The sequence below is a fragment of the Saccharopolyspora sp. MMCC62 genome (assembly GCF_057736575.1).
Window position 1 is genome coordinate 72359 of the sequence record NZ_JBYKCM010000014.1, and the last position, 15933, is coordinate 88291.

The window sequence follows — 15933 nt, forward strand, 5'->3', positions numbered from 1 at the left end:
CGAAGGTGGGCGATGCGCGCGGGGTCAACATGAAGAAGATTCGCCTCTTATTCGAGGAGTCCACTGTGGATCGGTGACGAATCCCTTGACTTCGAGTCAACTCGAAGTTCGAGGCTGTCCGCATGACCACTTCCACCGCCACCGGAACCGGGCTCGGCTACCCGGACCTGCCCGCGCTGCTCGGCCGGATGTCCGGCGACGAGAAGCACTCGCCCGCCGCCACCTCCACCCTCGACGTGCTCTGGGTGCTCTACGAACGCATCCTCGCCGTCGACCCCGCGCACCCCGACGACCCGGACCGGGACCGCTTCCTGCTGTCCAAGGGGCATGGGCCGATGGCCTACTACGCGGTGCTCGCCGCGAAGGGCTTCCTCGACCCCGCCGAGCTCGACGGCTGGAGCGGCTTCGACTCCCGCCTCGGCCAGCACCCGGACCGGCTGCTCGCACCCGGCGTCGAGATCGGCAGCGGCTCCCTCGGCCACGGGCTGCCGCTGGCGCTCGGCACCGCTCTCGGTCTCCGCGCGCAGGGCCGCACCCGGCCGCGCGTCGTCGTGCTCGTCGGCGACGCCGAACTCGGCGAGGGCAGCAACCACGAGGCGATCACCGTCGCCGGCCGCCTCGGGACGGGAGGGCTGACCGCGGTCGTGATCGACAACGCCTCCGACTCGCACGGCTGGCCCGGCGGCATCGCGGAGCGGTTCGCCCGCGAGGGCTGGGCCGCGCACACCGTCGACGGCCGCGACCACGACGCCCTGCAGCACGCCTTCACCGACACCCGACCCGACCGACCGCTCGCCGTCATCGCCCGCGTCGAACCGAAGGAGCTCGCATGACCGCCCCGACCGAACCCCGCACCCGCCCGATGCGCGAGGAGTTCACCGACATCGTCGGCGCCGCTCTCGACGCGGACCCGCGGCTCGCGGTGGTGCTCGCCGAGATCTCCGCCGACCGGTTCACCGGCGCCGCCGCGCGCCATCCCGACCGGGTGATCAACGTGGGCATCCGGGAGCAGGCGCTGATCGGCGTCGCGGGCGGGCTCGCGCTCACCGGCATGCGGCCCGTCGTGCACTCGATCGCACCGTTCCTGGTGGAACGGCCGTTCGAGCAGCTCAAGCTGGACCTCAACCACCAGGGAGTGGGCGCCGTCCTCGTCAGCACCGGCGCGTCCTACGACTACCCGGCCGCGGGCCGCACCCACATGGCCCCCGGTGACGTGGCGCTGCTGGACACGCTGCCGGACTGGACGGTGCACGTGCCCGGACACCCCCGGGAGTTCGCCGAACTGCTCAGCGCGGCGCTGCTCACCGACGACCTCGTGTACCTGCGGATGAGCGAGCGCACCAATGACGCCCCGCTCCCGGTCGGACGCCGGTTCCGGGTGGTGCGCGAGGGCCGCTCCGGAGTGGTGCTCGCGGTGGGGCCGATGCTGCGGCCGGTGCTGGCGGCGACGGCCGGGTTGGACGTGACGGTGCTCTACGCCGCCACCGTCCGGCCGTTCGACGCGGCGGGGCTGCGCGCGGCGGCGCTGGCGGCGACCCCGGACGTGGTGCTGGTGGAGCCCTACCTGCGGGACACCTCCACGGCGGCCGCGAACGCCGCGCTGGCCGACGTGCCGCACCGGGTGCTCGGGCTGGGCGTGCGGCGGGACGCGGAACTGCGCGCCTACGGCACCGCCGACGAGCACGAGGCCGCGCACGGGTTGGACCCCACGGGCCTGGCCCGGTCGATCCGCGGATTCCTCGCCACGGGCGGCCGGTAGCCTGGCGGCGTGGCACGCGTCGTCGTTTTGGACTATGGCTCCGGCAACCTGCGCTCCGCCGAACGCGCCCTGGAACACGCGGGCGCCGACGTGCGGGTGACCTCGGACGCGCAGGCCGCCGTCGAGGCCGACGGGCTCGTCGTCCCCGGCGTCGGCGCGTTCGCGGCCTGCATGGAAGGCCTGCTCGCCGCCGGTGGGGACGAGATCATCGATCGGCGGCTGGCGGGCGGCCGGCCCGTGCTCGGCATCTGCGTGGGCATGCAGGTGCTGTTCGACCGCGGTGTGGAGCACGGCGTGCAGGCCGACGGCTGCGGCCAGTGGCCCGGCGACGTGGAGCGGCTCAAGGCGGACGTGCTGCCGCACATGGGCTGGAACGAGGTCTCGCCGCCCGCCGACTCGGTGCTGTTCGCCGGGATGGAACCGGGCACCCGGTTCTACTTCGTGCACTCCTTCGCCGCCCGCCGCTGGGAGCTGCCCGAGTCCGAGACCGTCGCCCCGGCCAAGGTGACCTGGTCCGAGCACGGTGAGCCGTTCGTCGCCGCGGTCGAGAACGGCCCGCTCTCGGCGACGCAGTTCCACCCGGAGAAGTCCGGCGAAGCGGGCTCCCGGCTGCTGCGCAACTGGCTCGGGACGCTGTGACGTGCGCCGCCACGGATTGATGAACCCGCGCGGCGCCCGGGTGGTGGCCCTGGTCCTCGCCGTGGGGGTCGTCGCGGGCTTCAGCTCCACCTACCTCGTCGAAGCCGGCGTGCCCGCCTGGCTGGTGCTGGTGCTCGCGGTGCTGGTCCTGCTGGTCCCCGTGATCGCCGCGACCCGCTCCGGCGACCGGCACCGCTGACCCGCACCGCCGGCCCGCGGCCGTGCCGGACGGCCTGCATCGGGCCGCCAGATACAGTTGCCGCGTGACTTTCACGCTTCTTCCCGCAGTTGACGTGGCCGATGGCCAGGCCGTCCGCCTGGTCCAGGGCGCCGCCGGAACCGAGACCTCCTACGGCGATCCGCTGGAGGCGGCCCTCGCCTGGCAACGCGCCGGAGCCGAGTGGATCCACCTGGTGGACCTCGACGCGGCGTTCGGTCGCGGCTCCAACCGGGAGCTGCTGGCCGACGTGGTGCGGCGGCTCGACGTGCGGGTGGAGCTCTCCGGTGGCATCCGCGACGACGATTCGCTCAAGGCCGCGCTGGCCACCGGCTGCCACCGGGTGAACCTGGGCACCGCGGCGCTGGAGAACCCCGAGTGGGCGGACCGCGTGGTCGCCGAGCACGGGGAGCAGGTCGCCGTCGGCCTGGACGTGCGCATCACCGAGGAGGGGCACCGGCTCGCCGCCCGCGGCTGGACCCGCGACGGCGGTGACCTGTGGGAGGTGCTGGCCCGGCTGGACGCCGCGGGCTGCCGCCGCTACGTCGTCACCGACGTGAGCAAGGACGGCACCCTGCAGGGCCCGAACACCGAGCTGCTGCGCGAGGTCTGCGCCCGCACCGAGGCACCCGTCGTCGCCTCCGGCGGAGTGTCCAGTGTGGACGACCTGCGGGCGCTGGCCGAACTCGCGCCGCTGGGCGTCGAGGGCTCCATCGTCGGCAAGGCCTTGTACGCCGGGAACTTCACCCTCGAAGAGGCCCTCGCCGCGGTGTCCTGATCGGACCGGGCCCGGCGATGCGCACCCCGCACCGCCGGGCCGACCCGGTGCCGCGACGGCCGCCGCGCACGGCCTACGCTGGAGGCATGGGCGTCGCGGTACGAGTGATCCCCTGCCTGGACGTGGACGCCGGGCGGGTCGTCAAGGGTGTCAACTTCACGGACCTGCGGGACGCGGGCGATCCGGTCGAACTGGCGAAGACCTACGACGCGGAGCACGCCGACGAGCTCACCTTCCTCGACGTCACCGCGTCATCCGGGGACCGGGAGACCACGTTCGAGGTGGTGCGCCGCACCGCCGAGCAGGTGTTCATCCCGCTGACCGTCGGCGGCGGCGTCCGCAGCGCCGACGACGTGAACCGGCTGCTACGCGCGGGCGCCGACAAGGTGAGCGTGAACACCGCCGCCATCGCCCGCCCCGAACTGCTCCGCGAGGCCTCGCACCGGTTCGGCGCGCAGTGCATCGTGCTCTCCGCCGACGCCCGCCGCGTCCCGGAAGGGGAGCAGCCGACCGCCTCCGGTTTCGAGGTCACCACGCACGGCGGCCGCCGCGGCACCGGGATCTGCGCCGTCGAATGGGCCGAGCGCGCCCAGGAGCTCGGCGTCGGCGAGATCCTGTTGAACTCGATGGACGCCGACGGCACCAAGGCCGGCTTCGACCTGGAACTGATCCGCGCGGTCCGCTCCCGCGTCGACGTGCCGCTGATCGCCAGCGGCGGCGCCGGCGCGGTCGAGCACTTCGCGCCCGCGGTGCGCGCCGGGGCGGACGCGGTCCTCGCGGCCAGCGTCTTCCACTTCGGCCAGCTGCGGATCGGCGAGGTCAAGGACGCGATGCGCGCGGAAGGGATCACCGTCCGATGAGCGAGCTCGACCCGGCGATCGCCGCCCGCCTCAAGCGCAACGCCGACGGCCTGGTGGCCGCGGTCGCGCAGCAGCGCGGCACCGGCGAAGTGCTGATGATGGCGTGGATGGACGACGAGGCGCTGCACCGCACGCTCACCACCCGCCGCGGCACCTACTTCTCCCGCAGCCGCGGGGAGTACTGGGCGAAGGGCGAGACCTCCGGGCACGTGCAGCACGTGCACGAGGTGCGGCTGGACTGCGACGGGGACACGGTGCTGCTGGTGGTCGACCAGGTGGGCGCGGCCTGCCACACCGGTGATCGCACCTGCTTCGACGCCGACGTGCTGCTCGGGGAGCCCGCCGGACCGGGGGCCTGAACCGGACGCCCGCGCCCGGGTGCCTGGGACGGCTGAACCCGGACGCCCGAATCGGGGGCCGGAATCGGACGTCTGAACCCGGCGGCCCGAGCCTGGACACCTGGGCGGATGCCTGACCGGACGTCTGAACCCGGACGCCTGCCTCGGGTGCCTGACCGGACGACTGAATCGGATGCCCGACCCGGACGCCAGAGGCGACCGGTCGAACCGGCCCGCTGGACTAGCCCTCCGACCCGAGTTCGCCGGTGAGGTAGCGCTGCAGGTTCGGCGCGATCGCGGCCACCACGGTGTCGTGGTCGGCGGAGGCCAGCGGTTCCAGCTCCACCACGTACCGGGTGATGCCGAGCCCGATGATCTGCGAGGCGCTGAGCGCGGCGCGCAGCTCCGGCCGGTCCATCCGCAGCTCCCGCACCAGCCGGTCGATGATCACGGTGGCGACGAACTCGCGCAGCAGCCGCAGCGCCGAGCGGTGCGAGGCGACGCTGCGCACGAGCGCGGCGAACGCACGGCCACCCGCCTCGTCCCACACGCCGAGGAACCGCCGCAGGATGCGCTCGGCGAGCAGCTCCCGGTCCCCGGCCAGCAGCGCCGGGATGACGGTGGCCGGGTCGATGGGGATGTGCACGGCCGCGGTGAACAGGGCCTCCTTGCCGCCGAACCAGTGGTTGACCATCGCCGGGTCGACGCCCGCCCGGGTGGCGATCACGCGCACCGTGGCGTCGTTGTAGCCGGATTCGGCGAACACCTCGCGGGCGGCGGAGACCAGCGCGGCCCGGGTGTCCTGCCCGCCCGCGCGCCGGCCGCGCCGCTTCCGGCCGTCCGGCTCGTCCCGGTCGGAGCCGCGACCGTCCGCGCGCTCGCCGGGGCTGCGCTCGCCGAGCTCGTCCTGACGGCCGGTGCCGTCCTGATCGCCGGTGCCGCCTTGATCGCCGGTGCCGCTGTTCACCCCTGCCATCTTCGTCGGTGCCCCGAGCGGCCCGCAAAACCCCCGCCGCCCGACCGCTGCGACGCGGCCGGTGCGGGGTCGGCACAATGTGGACATGGTTGGCGACGGCGACATCGGCAGCATCACCCCGGACCGCGCGGAGTTCCGCGACCTGGCCGCCGGACGGCGGGTCATCCCCGTCGTGCGGCGGTTGCTGGCCGACGACGAGACCCCGCTCTCGGTGTACCGGAAGCTCGCGGGCGACCGGACGGGCACGTTCCTGTTCGAGTCGGCGGAGAACGGGCGTTCCTGGTCGCGCTGGTCGTTCATCGGCGTGCGCAGCGCCGCCGCGCTGACCGTGCGCGACGGCGAGGCCTGCTGGACGGGCACGCCCCCGGTGGGCCTGCCGACCGGCGGTGATCCGCTGGAGGCGCTGCGCGAGACGGTGCGGCTGCTGCGCACCGATCCGCTGCCGGGCCTGCCGCCGCTGACCGGGGGCATGGTCGGCTACCTGGGCTACGACGCGGTGCGCCGCCTGGAGCGGCTGCCGGAGCTCACCGAGGACGACCTGCACATCCCCGAGCTGGTGATGCTGCTGGCCACCGACCTGGCCGCGCTGGACCACCACGAGGGCACGATCACGCTGATCGCGAACGCGGTGAACTGGGACGACAGCCCGGAGCGGGTGGACGCCGCCTACGACGACGCGGTCCGCAGGCTGGACGAGATGACCGAGCGGCTGTGCACGCCGTCCGCGCCGACCGTGGCGTCCTTCTCCCGCCCAGCGCCGGACTTCACCCGCCGTCGCACCCCCGAGGAGCACTACCGGGCGGTGGAGACGGCGAAGGAGGCGATCCGCGCGGGCGAGGCCTTCCAGGTCGTCGTCTCGCAGCGCTTCGAGATGGAGACCAGCGCGGACGCCCTCGACGTCTACCGGGTGCTGCGCACCACGAACCCGAGCCCGTACATGTACCTGCTGCGGCTGGCCGACCCGGCGGGCGGCAGCCCGTTCGACATCGTCGGCTCCAGCCCCGAATCGCTGGTGACGGTCCGCGACGGCCAGGCGACGACGCACCCGATCGCGGGCACCCGCTGGCGCGGCGCGGACGAGGACGAGGACGCGCGGCTGGAGAAGGAGCTCAGCAACGACGAGAAGGAGCGCGCCGAGCACCTGATGCTGGTCGACCTGGGCCGCAACGACCTGGGCCGGGTGTGCCGCGCCGGTTCGGTGCACGTGGTCGAGTTCTTCCGCATCGAGCGCTACAGCCACGTGATGCACCTGGTCTCCACGGTCACCGGCACCTTGGACGAGGGCCGCACCGCGTTCGACGCGGTCACCGCCTGCTTCCCGGCGGGCACCCTGTCCGGTGCGCCGAAGCCGCGGGCGCTGGAGCTGATCGAGGAGCTGGAGCCGACGCGCCGCGCCCAGTACGGCGGGGTGGTCGGCTACCTGGACTTCGCCGGGGACGCCGACACGGCGATCGCGATCCGCACCGCGCTGGTGCGCGACGGGGTGGCGTACGTCCAGGCGGGTGGCGGCATCGTCGCCGATTCGGACCCGGTGGCGGAGGACCAGGAGTCGCTGAACAAGGCGAAGGCGGTGCTCAACGCGGTCGCGACCGCGCAGACGCTGCGCGCTCCGGACTCGCGCCCGGCGGACGTGGCGGAGCGGGTGTGACGGCGCGGCGCGAGACCTCGCCGCGGCTGCTGTGGTCGGTGGTGCTGCTGCTGGTGGCCGCGGCGGGGCTGTTGTGGGGCGCGAGCGCGCTGACCTGGGCGTCGCGGCAGTACCGCACCCCGTTCTCCGGCGAGGTGGACGCGGTGGCCTCGGGCGCGGTGGCGCGTCCGGAGCTGGTGCCGCTGGCCCTGGCCGCGCTGGCCGCGGTCGCCGCGGTGCTCGCCACCGGCGGTCTGCTGCGCCGCGTGGTGGGCGTGCTGACCCTGCTGGGCGGCGTGCTGCTGCTGTGGCGGGCGGGCACGTGGTGGTTCACCGCCTCGGCCGGGTTCGTGCCGCCGGGAGTGCCCTCGGGCGGTGAGCCGGTGGGCGAGCCGGTGCTCACCCCGTTCGGCCCGCTGCTGGTGGTGCTGGCCGGGCTGGCGCTGCTCGCCGCGGGCGCGCTGGCCGCGGTGCGCGCCGGGCGGATGCCCGCGATGGGCGCGCGGTACTCGGCGCCGGGGGCGGAGAAGCGGAAGTCCACCGATCCGGACAAAAGGCTGTGGGACGCTCTGGACGAGGGAGCGGACCCGACCGACGAGCGCTAGCCGCGTGCGCAGCGCGGTCCCGGCACCGGTTCGGGTACGTCCGGGTGGCGGCGGGGAGTCCGTCGATCGGAGTCGGCAAGGGACGAAGGTCCTTGCTGTGCAGGGACGTTGTACCGACCCCTTGGGCGGCGGCCGCACCGCGCGGGGTTAGCATCGGCCATGCGAACGGCACGGCGGGAAGGGGAGTGTCGTGATCGAGCGCGCTGAGTTCGGCTGCGTCAATGACGATTTTCGAGACCTGCGGGCGAGTGTTCGGGGCACGCGTGGCGAGGTGTTCGAGTGAGCGTTCTGGAATCCATCATCGAAGGCGTTCGCGAGGACATGGCCTCCCGCGAATCCGCCGTTCCGTTCGACGAGATCAAGCAGCGTTCGGCCGCGGCGCCACCGCCGCACGACGCGCTGGCCGCGCTGCGCGCGCCCGGCGTCGGCGTGATCGCGGAGGTGAAGCGGCGCAGCCCGTCGAAGGGTGAGCTCGCGGAGATCGGCGAACCCGCCGACCTGGCCGCGGACTACTCGGAGGCGGGCGCGCGGGTGATCAGCGTGCTGACCGAGCAGCGCCGCTTCGGCGGTTCGCTGGCGGACTTCGACGCGGTGCGCGCGAAGGTCCCGGCCACTCCGCTGCTGCGCAAGGACTTCGTGGTCAGCCCGTACCAGGTGCACGAGGCGCGCGCGCACGGCGCGGACATGGTGCTGCTGATCGTGGCCGCCCTGGAGCAGAACGCGCTGGAGGCCCTGCTGGACCGGGTCGAGTCGCTGGGCATGACCGCGCTGGTCGAGGTGCACACCGCCGAGGAGGCGGACCGCGCGCTGGAGGCCGGGGCGAAGGTCATCGGCATCAACGCCCGCAACCTGCACACCCTGGACGTGGACCGCGAGGTCTTCGGGCGGATCGCGCCCGGCCTGCCGCCGGAGGTGCTGAAGGTGGCGGAGTCCGGCGTGCGCGGCCCGAGCGACCTGATGGCCTACGCGGGGTCGGGCGCGGACGCGGTGCTGGTCGGCGAAGGCCTGGTGACCAGCGAGAACCCGCGGGTCGCGGTGACCCAGCTGGTGACGGCCGGCTCGCACCCGGCGTGCCCGCGGCCCAGCCGCTGATCTACCCGGGCGGTCGCCGGATGTCGGCGCCGTTCGCATCCGGTCCCCGGGCTCGGCGCCGGCCGGCCCGGGGCTGACCGGGCTCGGCGCCGACCGGCTCGGTGCCGACCGGGCTGGACGTCGACCGGGTTCGACGTCGACCGGGTTCGGGGCTGATCGGCCCCGGGTCCGGTCGCATCCGGCTTCGGACCGCTCGGCGGCGGCGTCGGCGGTCGCCGGTGTCGCGGCGCCGGTTCCGGGAACCCGAGGTGAGGTGCCGCGCGTGCGGCGTGCGGTGCGCGGCCGGACTCCGGCGGCTGAGGACTACTAGAGAGGTGACCTAGATGGCGACGGTGCACGACGCGCAGCACGATCGCGCGCACCGGCCGGGCCGTCCGGTGCCCGAGGGGCACGACCCGGACGAGCGGGGCCACTTCGGCCCCTACGGCGGCCGGTTCATGCCGGAGGCGTTGATCGCCGCGCAGGACGAGCTGGCCGCGGAGTACGAGAAGGCGCAGCTGGACCCGGAGTACGTGAACGAGCTGGCGCGGCTGCTGCGCGACTACGCGGGGCGCCCGTCGTTGCTGACCGAGGCGAAGCGGTTCGGCGAGCACGCGGGCGGGGCGCGCATCCTGCTCAAGCGCGAGGACCTGAACCACACCGGCTCCCACAAGATCAACAACGTGCTGGGGCAGGCGCTGCTGGTCAAGCGGATGGGCAAGCGTCGCGTCATCGCCGAGACCGGCGCCGGTCAGCACGGCGTGGCCACGGCGACGGCCTGCGCGCTGCTCGACCTCGACTGCGTGATCTACATGGGACAGGTCGACACCGAGCGGCAGGCGCTGAACGTGGCGCGGATGCGGCTGCTGGGCGCCGAGGTGCGGCCGGTGGCGAACGGCTCGGCGACGCTGAAGGACGCGATCAACGAGGCGCTGCGGGACTGGGTCGCCAACGTCGAGGACACCCACTACCTGCTGGGCACGGCGGCCGGGGCGCACCCGTTCCCGGTGATGGTCCGCAACTTCCACAAGATCATCGGCGAGGAGTCCCGCGAGCAGTCGCTGGCGCAGTTCGGCGGGCTGCCGGACGCGGTGGTGGCGTGCGTCGGCGGCGGCTCCAACGCCATCGGCATCTTCCACGGCTTCATCGACGACCCGGGCGTGCGGCTGATCGGCTGCGAGCCGGCCGGGCACGGCCTGGACAGCGGTGAGCACGGCGCCACCCTGAGCAAGGGCACGCCGGGCACGCTGCACGGCGCCCGCTCCTACCTGCTGCAGGACGAGGACGGACAGATCACCGAGGCCTACTCGATCTCGGCGGGCCTGGACTACCCGGGCGTGGGGCCGGAGCACTCGTACCTCAAGGACGCCGGTCGCGCCGAGTACATCGCCGTCACCGACGACGAGGCGATGCAGGCGTTCCGGTTGCTGTCCCGCACCGAGGGCATCATCCCGGCCATCGAGTCCGCGCACGCCCTCGCGGGCGCGCTGCGGCTGGGCCGCGAGCTGGGGCCGGACGCCACGTTGCTGGTGAGCCTCTCCGGCCGCGGCGACAAGGACATGGACACCGCCGCGAAGTACTTCGGCCTCGTCGACGAGTCGGGCGAGCCGGTGGCGGACGACGCAGACGGGGAGGCGGCGCGGTGAGCCTGCACGAGGTGTTCGCGACCTGCCGCGCCGAGGACCGCGCGGCGCTGATCGGGTACCTGCCCGCGGGCTACCCCACGGTCGAGGGCTCGAAGGAACTGCTGGCGGGCATGCTCGCCGGTACCGACGACGGGCCCGGCTGCGACGTGGTGGAGGTCGGCGTCCCGTTCTCCGACCCGGTGATCGACGGACCGACCATCCAGGCCGCCGGGGACGTGGCGCTGCGCGCCGGGTTCCGGGTCCGGGACCTGTTCGACGTGGTGTCCTCGATCGCCGACGCGGGCAAGCACGCCGTGGTGATGACCTACTGGAACCCCGTGCACCAGTACGGGCCGGACGCGTTCGCCCGCGACCTGGCCGCCGCGGGCGGGCTCGGCGTGATCACGCCGGACCTGGTGCCGGACGAGGCCGACGACTGGATGGCCGCCAGCGAGGCGCACGGCGTGGACCGGATCTTCCTGGTCGCCCCGTCGTCGACCGAGCAGCGGCTGGCGATGACGGCGAAGGCCAGCTCCGGGTTCGTCTACGCCACCTCGGTGATGGGCGTGACCGGTGCCCGCGACACCGTCGGTGACCAGGCGGAAGGCCTGGTGCGGCGGACCCGCGCGCACACCGACCTGCCGATCGGGGTGGGCCTCGGCGTCCGCTCCGGCGAGCAGGCCGCGCAGGTCGCGAAGTTCGCCGACGGCGTCATCGTCGGCTCGGCGTTCATCAACCGCGCTGAGCAGGACGGGCCCGCGGGCGTCCGCGAGATCGCCGCCGAACTGGGCCGGGGAGTCCGCTCCCGCTGAAGCACCCCGGGTGAACGGCCCACCGGCTCGGACGGGCGGGCCGTTCACCTGGCGATGGGGGTGGCGCGGCGGACCGATACGGTGTTCGGGTGAGCGCGCACAACCTCGCTGCCCCGGCGACCTCGTTCCTGGCGAACATCCCGAGCCCCCCGCAAGGGGTCTGGTACCTCGGCCCGGTGCCGCTGCGCGCCTACGCGCTGTGCATCATCGCCGGGATCGTGGTCGCGATCCTGTGGGGCGACCGGCGCTGGCAGGCCCGCGGCGGACGTCCGGGCACGGTCACCGACATCGCGGTGTTCGCGGTGCCGTTCGGCCTGGTCGGCGGTCGGCTCTACCACGTGGCGACGGACTGGTACAAGTACTTCGGCCCGGGCCGCGACCCGATCGACGCGCTGAAGGTCTGGGAGGGCGGCCTCGGCATCTGGGGCGCGGTGGCCCTCGGCGCGGTCGGCGCGTGGATCGGCTGCCGCAGGCGCGGCGTGCCGCTGCCCGCCTTCGCCGACGCGATCGCCCCGGCGCTGATCACGGCGCAGGCCATCGGTCGGTTGGGGAACTGGTTCAACCAGGAGCTCTACGGCAGCCCGACCACGGTGCCGTGGGGCCTGGAGATCTACCGGCGCGTCGACGAGTTCGGCGTCGTGAACCCGATCGCCGGGCACGCGGTCGACCAGGGCGCGCCGCTGGCGGTGGTGCACCCGACGTTCCTGTACGAGCTGCTGTGGAACCTGCTGATCGCGGTGCTGCTGGTGTGGGCGGACCGCAGGTTCCGGATGGGGCGCGGCCGGGTGTTCGCGCTGTACGTCGCCGGGTACACGGCGGGCCGGGTGTGGATCGAGATGATGCGCACCGACGCGGCCACCCACGTGTTCGGCGTGCGCATCAACGTGGTCACCTCGCTCGTGGTGTTCGCGCTGGCCGTGATCTACCTGCTGGTGGTGCGCGGCAAGCGGGAGGATCCGGCGCTGCTGCGCGGCAAGCCGCTGCCGGGCGACGACGACTACGCGGAGCCCGCGGCCGGTTCCGGCGGGGCGGCGCGGGCCGACGCGGGTGAGGAGGCGGACGCGGCGGAGTCCGGCGCTCGGGAATCCGGCGCTGCTTCCGGTGGTGGCACATCCGGTGACGCGAAGTCCGACGACGCGACGGCAGTGGACGCGAAGGCCGACGACTCGAAGACCACGGACGCGAAGACCACCGGGTCGAAGCAGGCGGACGAGCAGGCCGACCGCCCGAAGGAGCCCTCCGCCGCGACGAGCGAGAAGACCTCCGAGGACTCCGAACGCGACGACTGACCCGAACCGTTCCGACTACGGCCGCGCCACCGACCCCGGAGGCGCGGCCGTTCTCGTACGAGCCCGCAGGCCGGGGAAGGTCGAGGTCAACCCCGCACCGGTGCGATCACCGGCGTCCCGTCGGGACCGGTGAGCACCACCACCCGGGCGTCGTAGTGCTCGGTGAGCACTTCGGGCGTGAGCACCTCGGCGGGCGGGCCGTGCGCGGCGGTGGCCCCGTCGGCGAGCAGCAGTAAGCGTTCGGCGTACTGCGCGGAGATCGTCAGGTCGTGCAGCGTGGTGACGACGGTGGTGCCGAGTTCGCGCCGCAGCTCGTCCACCAGGTCGAGCAGTGCTTGCGCGTGTCCGAGGTCGAGTCCGGTGGTCGGTTCGTCCAGCAGCAGCACTCCGGCCCGCTGGGCCAGCGCCCGCCCGAGCACGGCCCGCTGCCGTTCGCCGCCGGAGAGCTCGGTCAGCGGTCGCCGGGCGAGCCCGGCCAGGTCGAGCCGCTCCACGACGTGCTCGACGACGTCGAGGTCGCGGCGTCCTTCCCGTCCGAGCAGCCCGAGGTGCGGGGTGCGGCCGAGCAGCACGTAGTCGGTGACGGTGAGCCCCGGCGGCAGCTGCGGGGTCTGCGGCGCGTAGGCGAGCAGCCGGGCCCGTGCGCGCCGCCCGGCCCGGTGCAGCGGCTCGCCGTCGACGAGCACCTCGCCGCGGTGCGGCAGCAGCCCCGCGACGGCTTTGAGCAGCGTGGACTTTCCGGAGCCGTTGGGGCCGATGACGGCGAGCCAGCCACCGGTGGGCACCTCGGCGGACACCCCGGCCAGCACGGTGCGCCGCCGGTATCCGGCGGTCAGCTCGCGCACCCGCAGCCCGGTCATGCGCGCCTGCTCCGGTGCAGCAGCAGGGCGAAGAACGGGGCCCCGGTGAACGCGGTGATCACGCCGATGGGCAGTTCGGCGGGGGCGAGGACGCTGCGCGCGAGGACGTCGGCCAGCACCAGGAACGCCCCGCCGAACAGCAGCGACAGCGGCACCACGATCCGGTTGCCGCCGCCGAACGCGAGCCGCACCAGGTGCGGGACGACGAGCCCGACGAAGCCGATGAGCCCGGCGACGGACACGGCCGCGGAGGTGGCGAGCGAGGCGGCCAGCAGCACGATGGCGCGGACCCGGCCGGGGTGCACGCCGAGCGCCGCCGCCTCTTCGTCACCGGTGCCGAGCACGTCGAGCAGCCGGGCGCAGGCCCACAGCACCGCGCCGGAGACGACGACGAGCGGCAGCACCAGCAGCACGTCGGTCCAGCCCGCGGTGCTCAGCCGCCCGAGTATCCACAGGTAGACCTGCTGCAGGCTCTGCAGCTGGAGCTGTTGCAGGAACGTCTGCCCGGCGGAGAGGAACGCGCCGACGGCGACTCCGGCGAGCACCAGGGTCGCGGCGCCGCCGCCCGCCGCGCGCCCCAGCAGCCAGGTGGTGGCGACGCCGGCGAGCGCCCCGGCGAACGCGGCGGCCTGCGCGGCTCCGGGCGCGGTGGTGGCATCCGGCAGCACCGTGATCACGAGGGTGACGCCGAGGCCCGCGCCGCTGGCCGCACCGAGCAGGTACGGGTCGGCGAGCGGGTTGCGGAACACGCCTTGGAAGGCGGCGCCGGACACGGCGAGCGCGGCCCCGACGAGCGCCCCGAGCACCGCGCGCGGTACCCGCAGCCGCCACAGGATCGCCGCCTCCCGTTCGGACAGCGGGGAGTGCCCGCCGGTGAGCTGGGCGCCGATCTCGGCCAGCACCCGGGTCCAGCCGAGGTCGGCGGCCCCGAGCAACACCGAGACCAGCAGGGCCAGCAGCAGCGCCGCGACGCCCGCCAGCAGCGGTCCGGGCCGCAGCCGGGTCGTGCCGCGCACCCGGCTCAGGGCCGCTGGGCGCGGGACACGGAGTCGGCGACCGCGCGCACCAGGTCGACCACGCGCGGTCCCCAGCGCCCGGCGACGTCCTCGTCGAGCGGGACGACCCGGCGCTCGCGGACGGCGGTGAGGGTGTCCCAGCCGGGCCGGGCGGCGGCGGACTCGGCGGTGGCGCCGCAGCAGTCCGTGTCGGCGAGGAAGATCAGGTCGGGGTCGGCCTGCACGATCCGCTCCTGCGCGAGCTGCGGGAACTCGCCCTCGGCGTCGTCGGCGATGTTGGTGAGCCCGAACAGCCCGTACACGCTGCCGATGAAGCTGCGGGAGGTGGCGGTGTAGTAGTCGGGGCTGAGCTCGTGGAAGTAGCTCAGCGGTTCCGGCGCCTTCGGCGTGTCGGCGACGATCTTCGCGATGTCCGCGCGCATCCGGCCGGTGACGTCCCGCGCCTGCCTGCTGTGCCCGGTGGCCTGGCCGAGGGTCTCGATCTGCGCGTAGGCGTCGTCCAGCGATTTCGCGGCGGGCGTGACGAGCACCGGGATCTCCAGTTCGCGCAGCCCCTCGACGAGCTTCCCGGCGCCGTCGGGCGCGATGACCAGATCCGGGTCGTGGCCGGCGACGGCGGCGGCGTCGCTGGTGAGGCCGTTGAGCTCGGTGCGAGGTGCGTCGGCGGGGTAGTCGGAGAACCGGTCGGCGGCCGCGACCTGCTCGCCCGCGCCGATCGCGTAGAGCGATTCGGTGGCGGTGGGGCTCAGCGACACGATGTGCTTGGGCTGCTGGGGCAGCGTGATCGGCTGCTGGCCGTCGATGGTGATCTCCGCGGGGAACGCGGCCGCGGGGTCTTCGACGGGGGCTTCGGGTGCCGGGGACGGGGTGCGCGTGGCGCACGCGGTGCCTGCGAACAGCAGGGCCAGCACCGTCAGCAGCAGGGCGGGGAGGCGGCGGAACCCGAGCATGGCGTCCTCGTGGTCGGGCCGGTGCGCCACGGGTGCGCACCGGGTGCGGTGGCGGACGGCGACGCCCGCGCGAACGCACCGGAATTCGCCGCCGCGAGCGCCCCGAGCTGGAAAGGTACCAGGAGCTGATCGTCCCGCCCCGGTTGCCGGGGTGCGCAGGGGTTCCGCGGCGCGCGGTCTTGACGCGGTTCGGTCGGACGTCGGAATATTCACGCGGGCTGAGAGCTGACTTGCGGTGCTGCTTCCGGGTATCGTCGTTGTTAAGGTTCGTCGAACTCCGGGTCGTGGCCGCAGGCGCTCGTGAATTCCCCGGTCCCGCGTTGCCGGCGGGGTCGAGCTTCGCGAGCCAGGTCGACATCCGCGCCCGGTCCGGTCGCCGAACGTCTCGCATCGCCGAGTCCGGTGCCGTTGCCCGGCTCGGCCGACCACCCGTCCAGCGCCGGACGCCCACGCGGGCCAGCGTCGTCCCGTGCCCAGAAGAGATCAACGCGACTACCGCGGTGGTCTTTCC

At 74.0% G+C, this 15933-nt stretch carries 17 protein-coding genes; 13 read left to right on the top strand and 4 right to left on the bottom strand.

Annotated elements, in window-relative coordinates; translation table 11 throughout:
• Positions 1-122 precede the first annotated feature (122 nt).
• The 7 genes from AC29IT_RS26260 (at position 123) to hisI (ending at position 4612) form a co-directional block, all read left to right on the top strand.
• The gene (locus tag AC29IT_RS26260) at positions 123-833 is read left to right on the top strand and encodes a thiamine pyrophosphate-dependent enzyme (protein WP_488220446.1); all 711 of its coding nucleotides are present in this window, start codon (positions 123-125) and stop codon (positions 831-833) included.
• Positions 830-1759, top strand: coding sequence for a transketolase family protein (locus AC29IT_RS26265; protein ID WP_488220447.1), 930 nt, complete (start codon positions 830-832; stop codon positions 1757-1759). Before AC29IT_RS26260 ends, AC29IT_RS26265 begins: the two co-directional genes overlap by 4 nt.
• A gap of 9 nt (positions 1760-1768) precedes the next feature.
• Complete coding sequence (gene hisH / locus AC29IT_RS26270; RefSeq protein ID WP_358436138.1) at positions 1769-2398, top strand: imidazole glycerol phosphate synthase subunit HisH; 630 nt, start codon at positions 1769-1771, stop codon at positions 2396-2398.
• A 19-nt stretch (positions 2399-2417) separates the two neighbouring features.
• On the top strand, positions 2418-2597 hold the full coding sequence (locus AC29IT_RS26275; protein ID WP_358436141.1) for a hypothetical protein: 180 nt from the start codon (positions 2418-2420) through the stop codon (positions 2595-2597).
• A 64-nt stretch (positions 2598-2661) separates the two neighbouring features.
• Positions 2662-3393 (top strand): bifunctional 1-(5-phosphoribosyl)-5-((5-phosphoribosylamino)methylideneamino)imidazole-4-carboxamide isomerase/phosphoribosylanthranilate isomerase PriA, encoded by a 732-nt coding sequence (gene priA, locus AC29IT_RS26280; RefSeq protein WP_224959554.1) that lies wholly within the window; start codon positions 2662-2664, stop codon positions 3391-3393.
• An 86-nt stretch (positions 3394-3479) separates the two neighbouring features.
• The gene (gene hisF / locus AC29IT_RS26285; protein ID WP_358436144.1) at positions 3480-4253 is read left to right on the top strand and encodes an imidazole glycerol phosphate synthase subunit HisF; all 774 of its coding nucleotides are present in this window, start codon (positions 3480-3482) and stop codon (positions 4251-4253) included.
• Positions 4250-4612 (top strand): phosphoribosyl-AMP cyclohydrolase, encoded by a 363-nt coding sequence (gene hisI / locus AC29IT_RS26290; RefSeq protein ID WP_358436146.1) that lies wholly within the window; start codon positions 4250-4252, stop codon positions 4610-4612. Before hisF ends, hisI begins: the two co-directional genes overlap by 4 nt.
• 220 nt (positions 4613-4832) lie before the next feature.
• Here the strand turns inward: hisI and AC29IT_RS26295 are convergent, their stop codons facing one another.
• Positions 4833-5558, bottom strand: coding sequence for a TetR/AcrR family transcriptional regulator (locus tag AC29IT_RS26295; protein WP_488220448.1), 726 nt, complete (start codon positions 5556-5558; stop codon positions 4833-4835).
• A gap of 94 nt (positions 5559-5652) precedes the next feature.
• On the opposite strand from AC29IT_RS26295, the gene AC29IT_RS26300 reads away from it, so the two are divergent.
• From AC29IT_RS26300 to lgt, 6 genes are all read left to right on the top strand, one after another.
• The gene (locus tag AC29IT_RS26300; RefSeq protein WP_488220449.1) at positions 5653-7215 is read left to right on the top strand and encodes an anthranilate synthase component I; all 1563 of its coding nucleotides are present in this window, start codon (positions 5653-5655) and stop codon (positions 7213-7215) included.
• On the top strand, positions 7212-7799 hold the full coding sequence (locus tag AC29IT_RS26305; protein WP_488220450.1) for a Trp biosynthesis-associated membrane protein: 588 nt from the start codon (positions 7212-7214) through the stop codon (positions 7797-7799). Before AC29IT_RS26300 ends, AC29IT_RS26305 begins: the two co-directional genes overlap by 4 nt.
• Before the next feature lie 279 nt (positions 7800-8078).
• Positions 8079-8891 carry an indole-3-glycerol phosphate synthase TrpC gene (trpC, locus tag AC29IT_RS26310; RefSeq protein ID WP_358436157.1) on the top strand — a complete coding sequence of 271 codons (813 nt, stop codon included), beginning with the start codon at positions 8079-8081 and terminating at the stop codon, positions 8889-8891.
• A gap of 323 nt (positions 8892-9214) precedes the next feature.
• Positions 9215-10516 carry a tryptophan synthase subunit beta gene (gene trpB, locus AC29IT_RS26315; protein ID WP_358436159.1) on the top strand — a complete coding sequence of 434 codons (1302 nt, stop codon included), beginning with the start codon at positions 9215-9217 and terminating at the stop codon, positions 10514-10516.
• Positions 10513-11307: a tryptophan synthase subunit alpha gene (gene trpA, locus AC29IT_RS26320; protein ID WP_358436162.1), complete on the top strand. Its 795-nt coding sequence runs from the start codon at positions 10513-10515 to the stop codon at positions 11305-11307. The genes trpB and trpA overlap by 4 nt, the downstream gene beginning before the upstream one ends.
• A gap of 89 nt (positions 11308-11396) precedes the next feature.
• Positions 11397-12596 (top strand): prolipoprotein diacylglyceryl transferase, encoded by a 1200-nt coding sequence (lgt, locus tag AC29IT_RS26325; protein ID WP_358436165.1) that lies wholly within the window; start codon positions 11397-11399, stop codon positions 12594-12596.
• An 86-nt stretch (positions 12597-12682) separates the two neighbouring features.
• On the opposite strand, the gene AC29IT_RS26330 is transcribed toward lgt, so the two are convergent.
• Genes AC29IT_RS26330 through AC29IT_RS26340 form a run of 3 tightly spaced genes read right to left on the bottom strand, consistent with a single transcriptional unit; the run spans position 12683 to position 15452 of the window.
• Positions 12683-13456 (bottom strand): ABC transporter ATP-binding protein, encoded by a 774-nt coding sequence (locus AC29IT_RS26330; RefSeq protein ID WP_358436168.1) that lies wholly within the window; start codon positions 13454-13456, stop codon positions 12683-12685.
• Positions 13453-14472, bottom strand: coding sequence for a FecCD family ABC transporter permease (locus tag AC29IT_RS26335; protein WP_488220451.1), 1020 nt, complete (start codon positions 14470-14472; stop codon positions 13453-13455). Before AC29IT_RS26335 ends, AC29IT_RS26330 begins: the two co-directional genes overlap by 4 nt.
• A gap of 5 nt (positions 14473-14477) precedes the next feature.
• Entirely contained in the window at positions 14478-15452 is a 975-nt protein-coding gene (locus tag AC29IT_RS26340; protein WP_358436174.1) for an ABC transporter substrate-binding protein, read from the bottom strand.
• Positions 15453-15933 lie beyond the last annotated feature (481 nt).

What these genes read in the sequence shown, in the direction of transcription:
- trpB (WP_358436159.1), top strand. Translation starts at nt 9,215, where the DNA reads ATGGCGACGGTGCACGACGCGCAGCACGATCGCGCGCACCGGCCGGGC.
- hisF (WP_358436144.1), top strand. Translation starts at nt 3,480, where the DNA reads ATGGGCGTCGCGGTACGAGTGATCCCCTGCCTGGACGTGGACGCCGGG.
- AC29IT_RS26260 (WP_488220446.1), top strand. Translation starts at nt 123, where the DNA reads ATGACCACTTCCACCGCCACCGGAACCGGGCTCGGCTACCCGGACCTG.
- AC29IT_RS26300 (WP_488220449.1), top strand. Translation starts at nt 5,653, where the DNA reads ATGGTTGGCGACGGCGACATCGGCAGCATCACCCCGGACCGCGCGGAG.
- hisI (WP_358436146.1), top strand. Translation starts at nt 4,250, where the DNA reads ATGAGCGAGCTCGACCCGGCGATCGCCGCCCGCCTCAAGCGCAACGCC.
- AC29IT_RS26265 (WP_488220447.1), top strand. Translation starts at nt 830, where the DNA reads ATGACCGCCCCGACCGAACCCCGCACCCGCCCGATGCGCGAGGAGTTC.
- AC29IT_RS26275 (WP_358436141.1), top strand. Translation starts at nt 2,418, where the DNA reads ATGAACCCGCGCGGCGCCCGGGTGGTGGCCCTGGTCCTCGCCGTGGGG.
- AC29IT_RS26330 (WP_358436168.1), bottom strand. Translation starts at nt 13,456, where the DNA reads ATGACCGGGCTGCGGGTGCGCGAGCTGACCGCCGGATACCGGCGGCGC.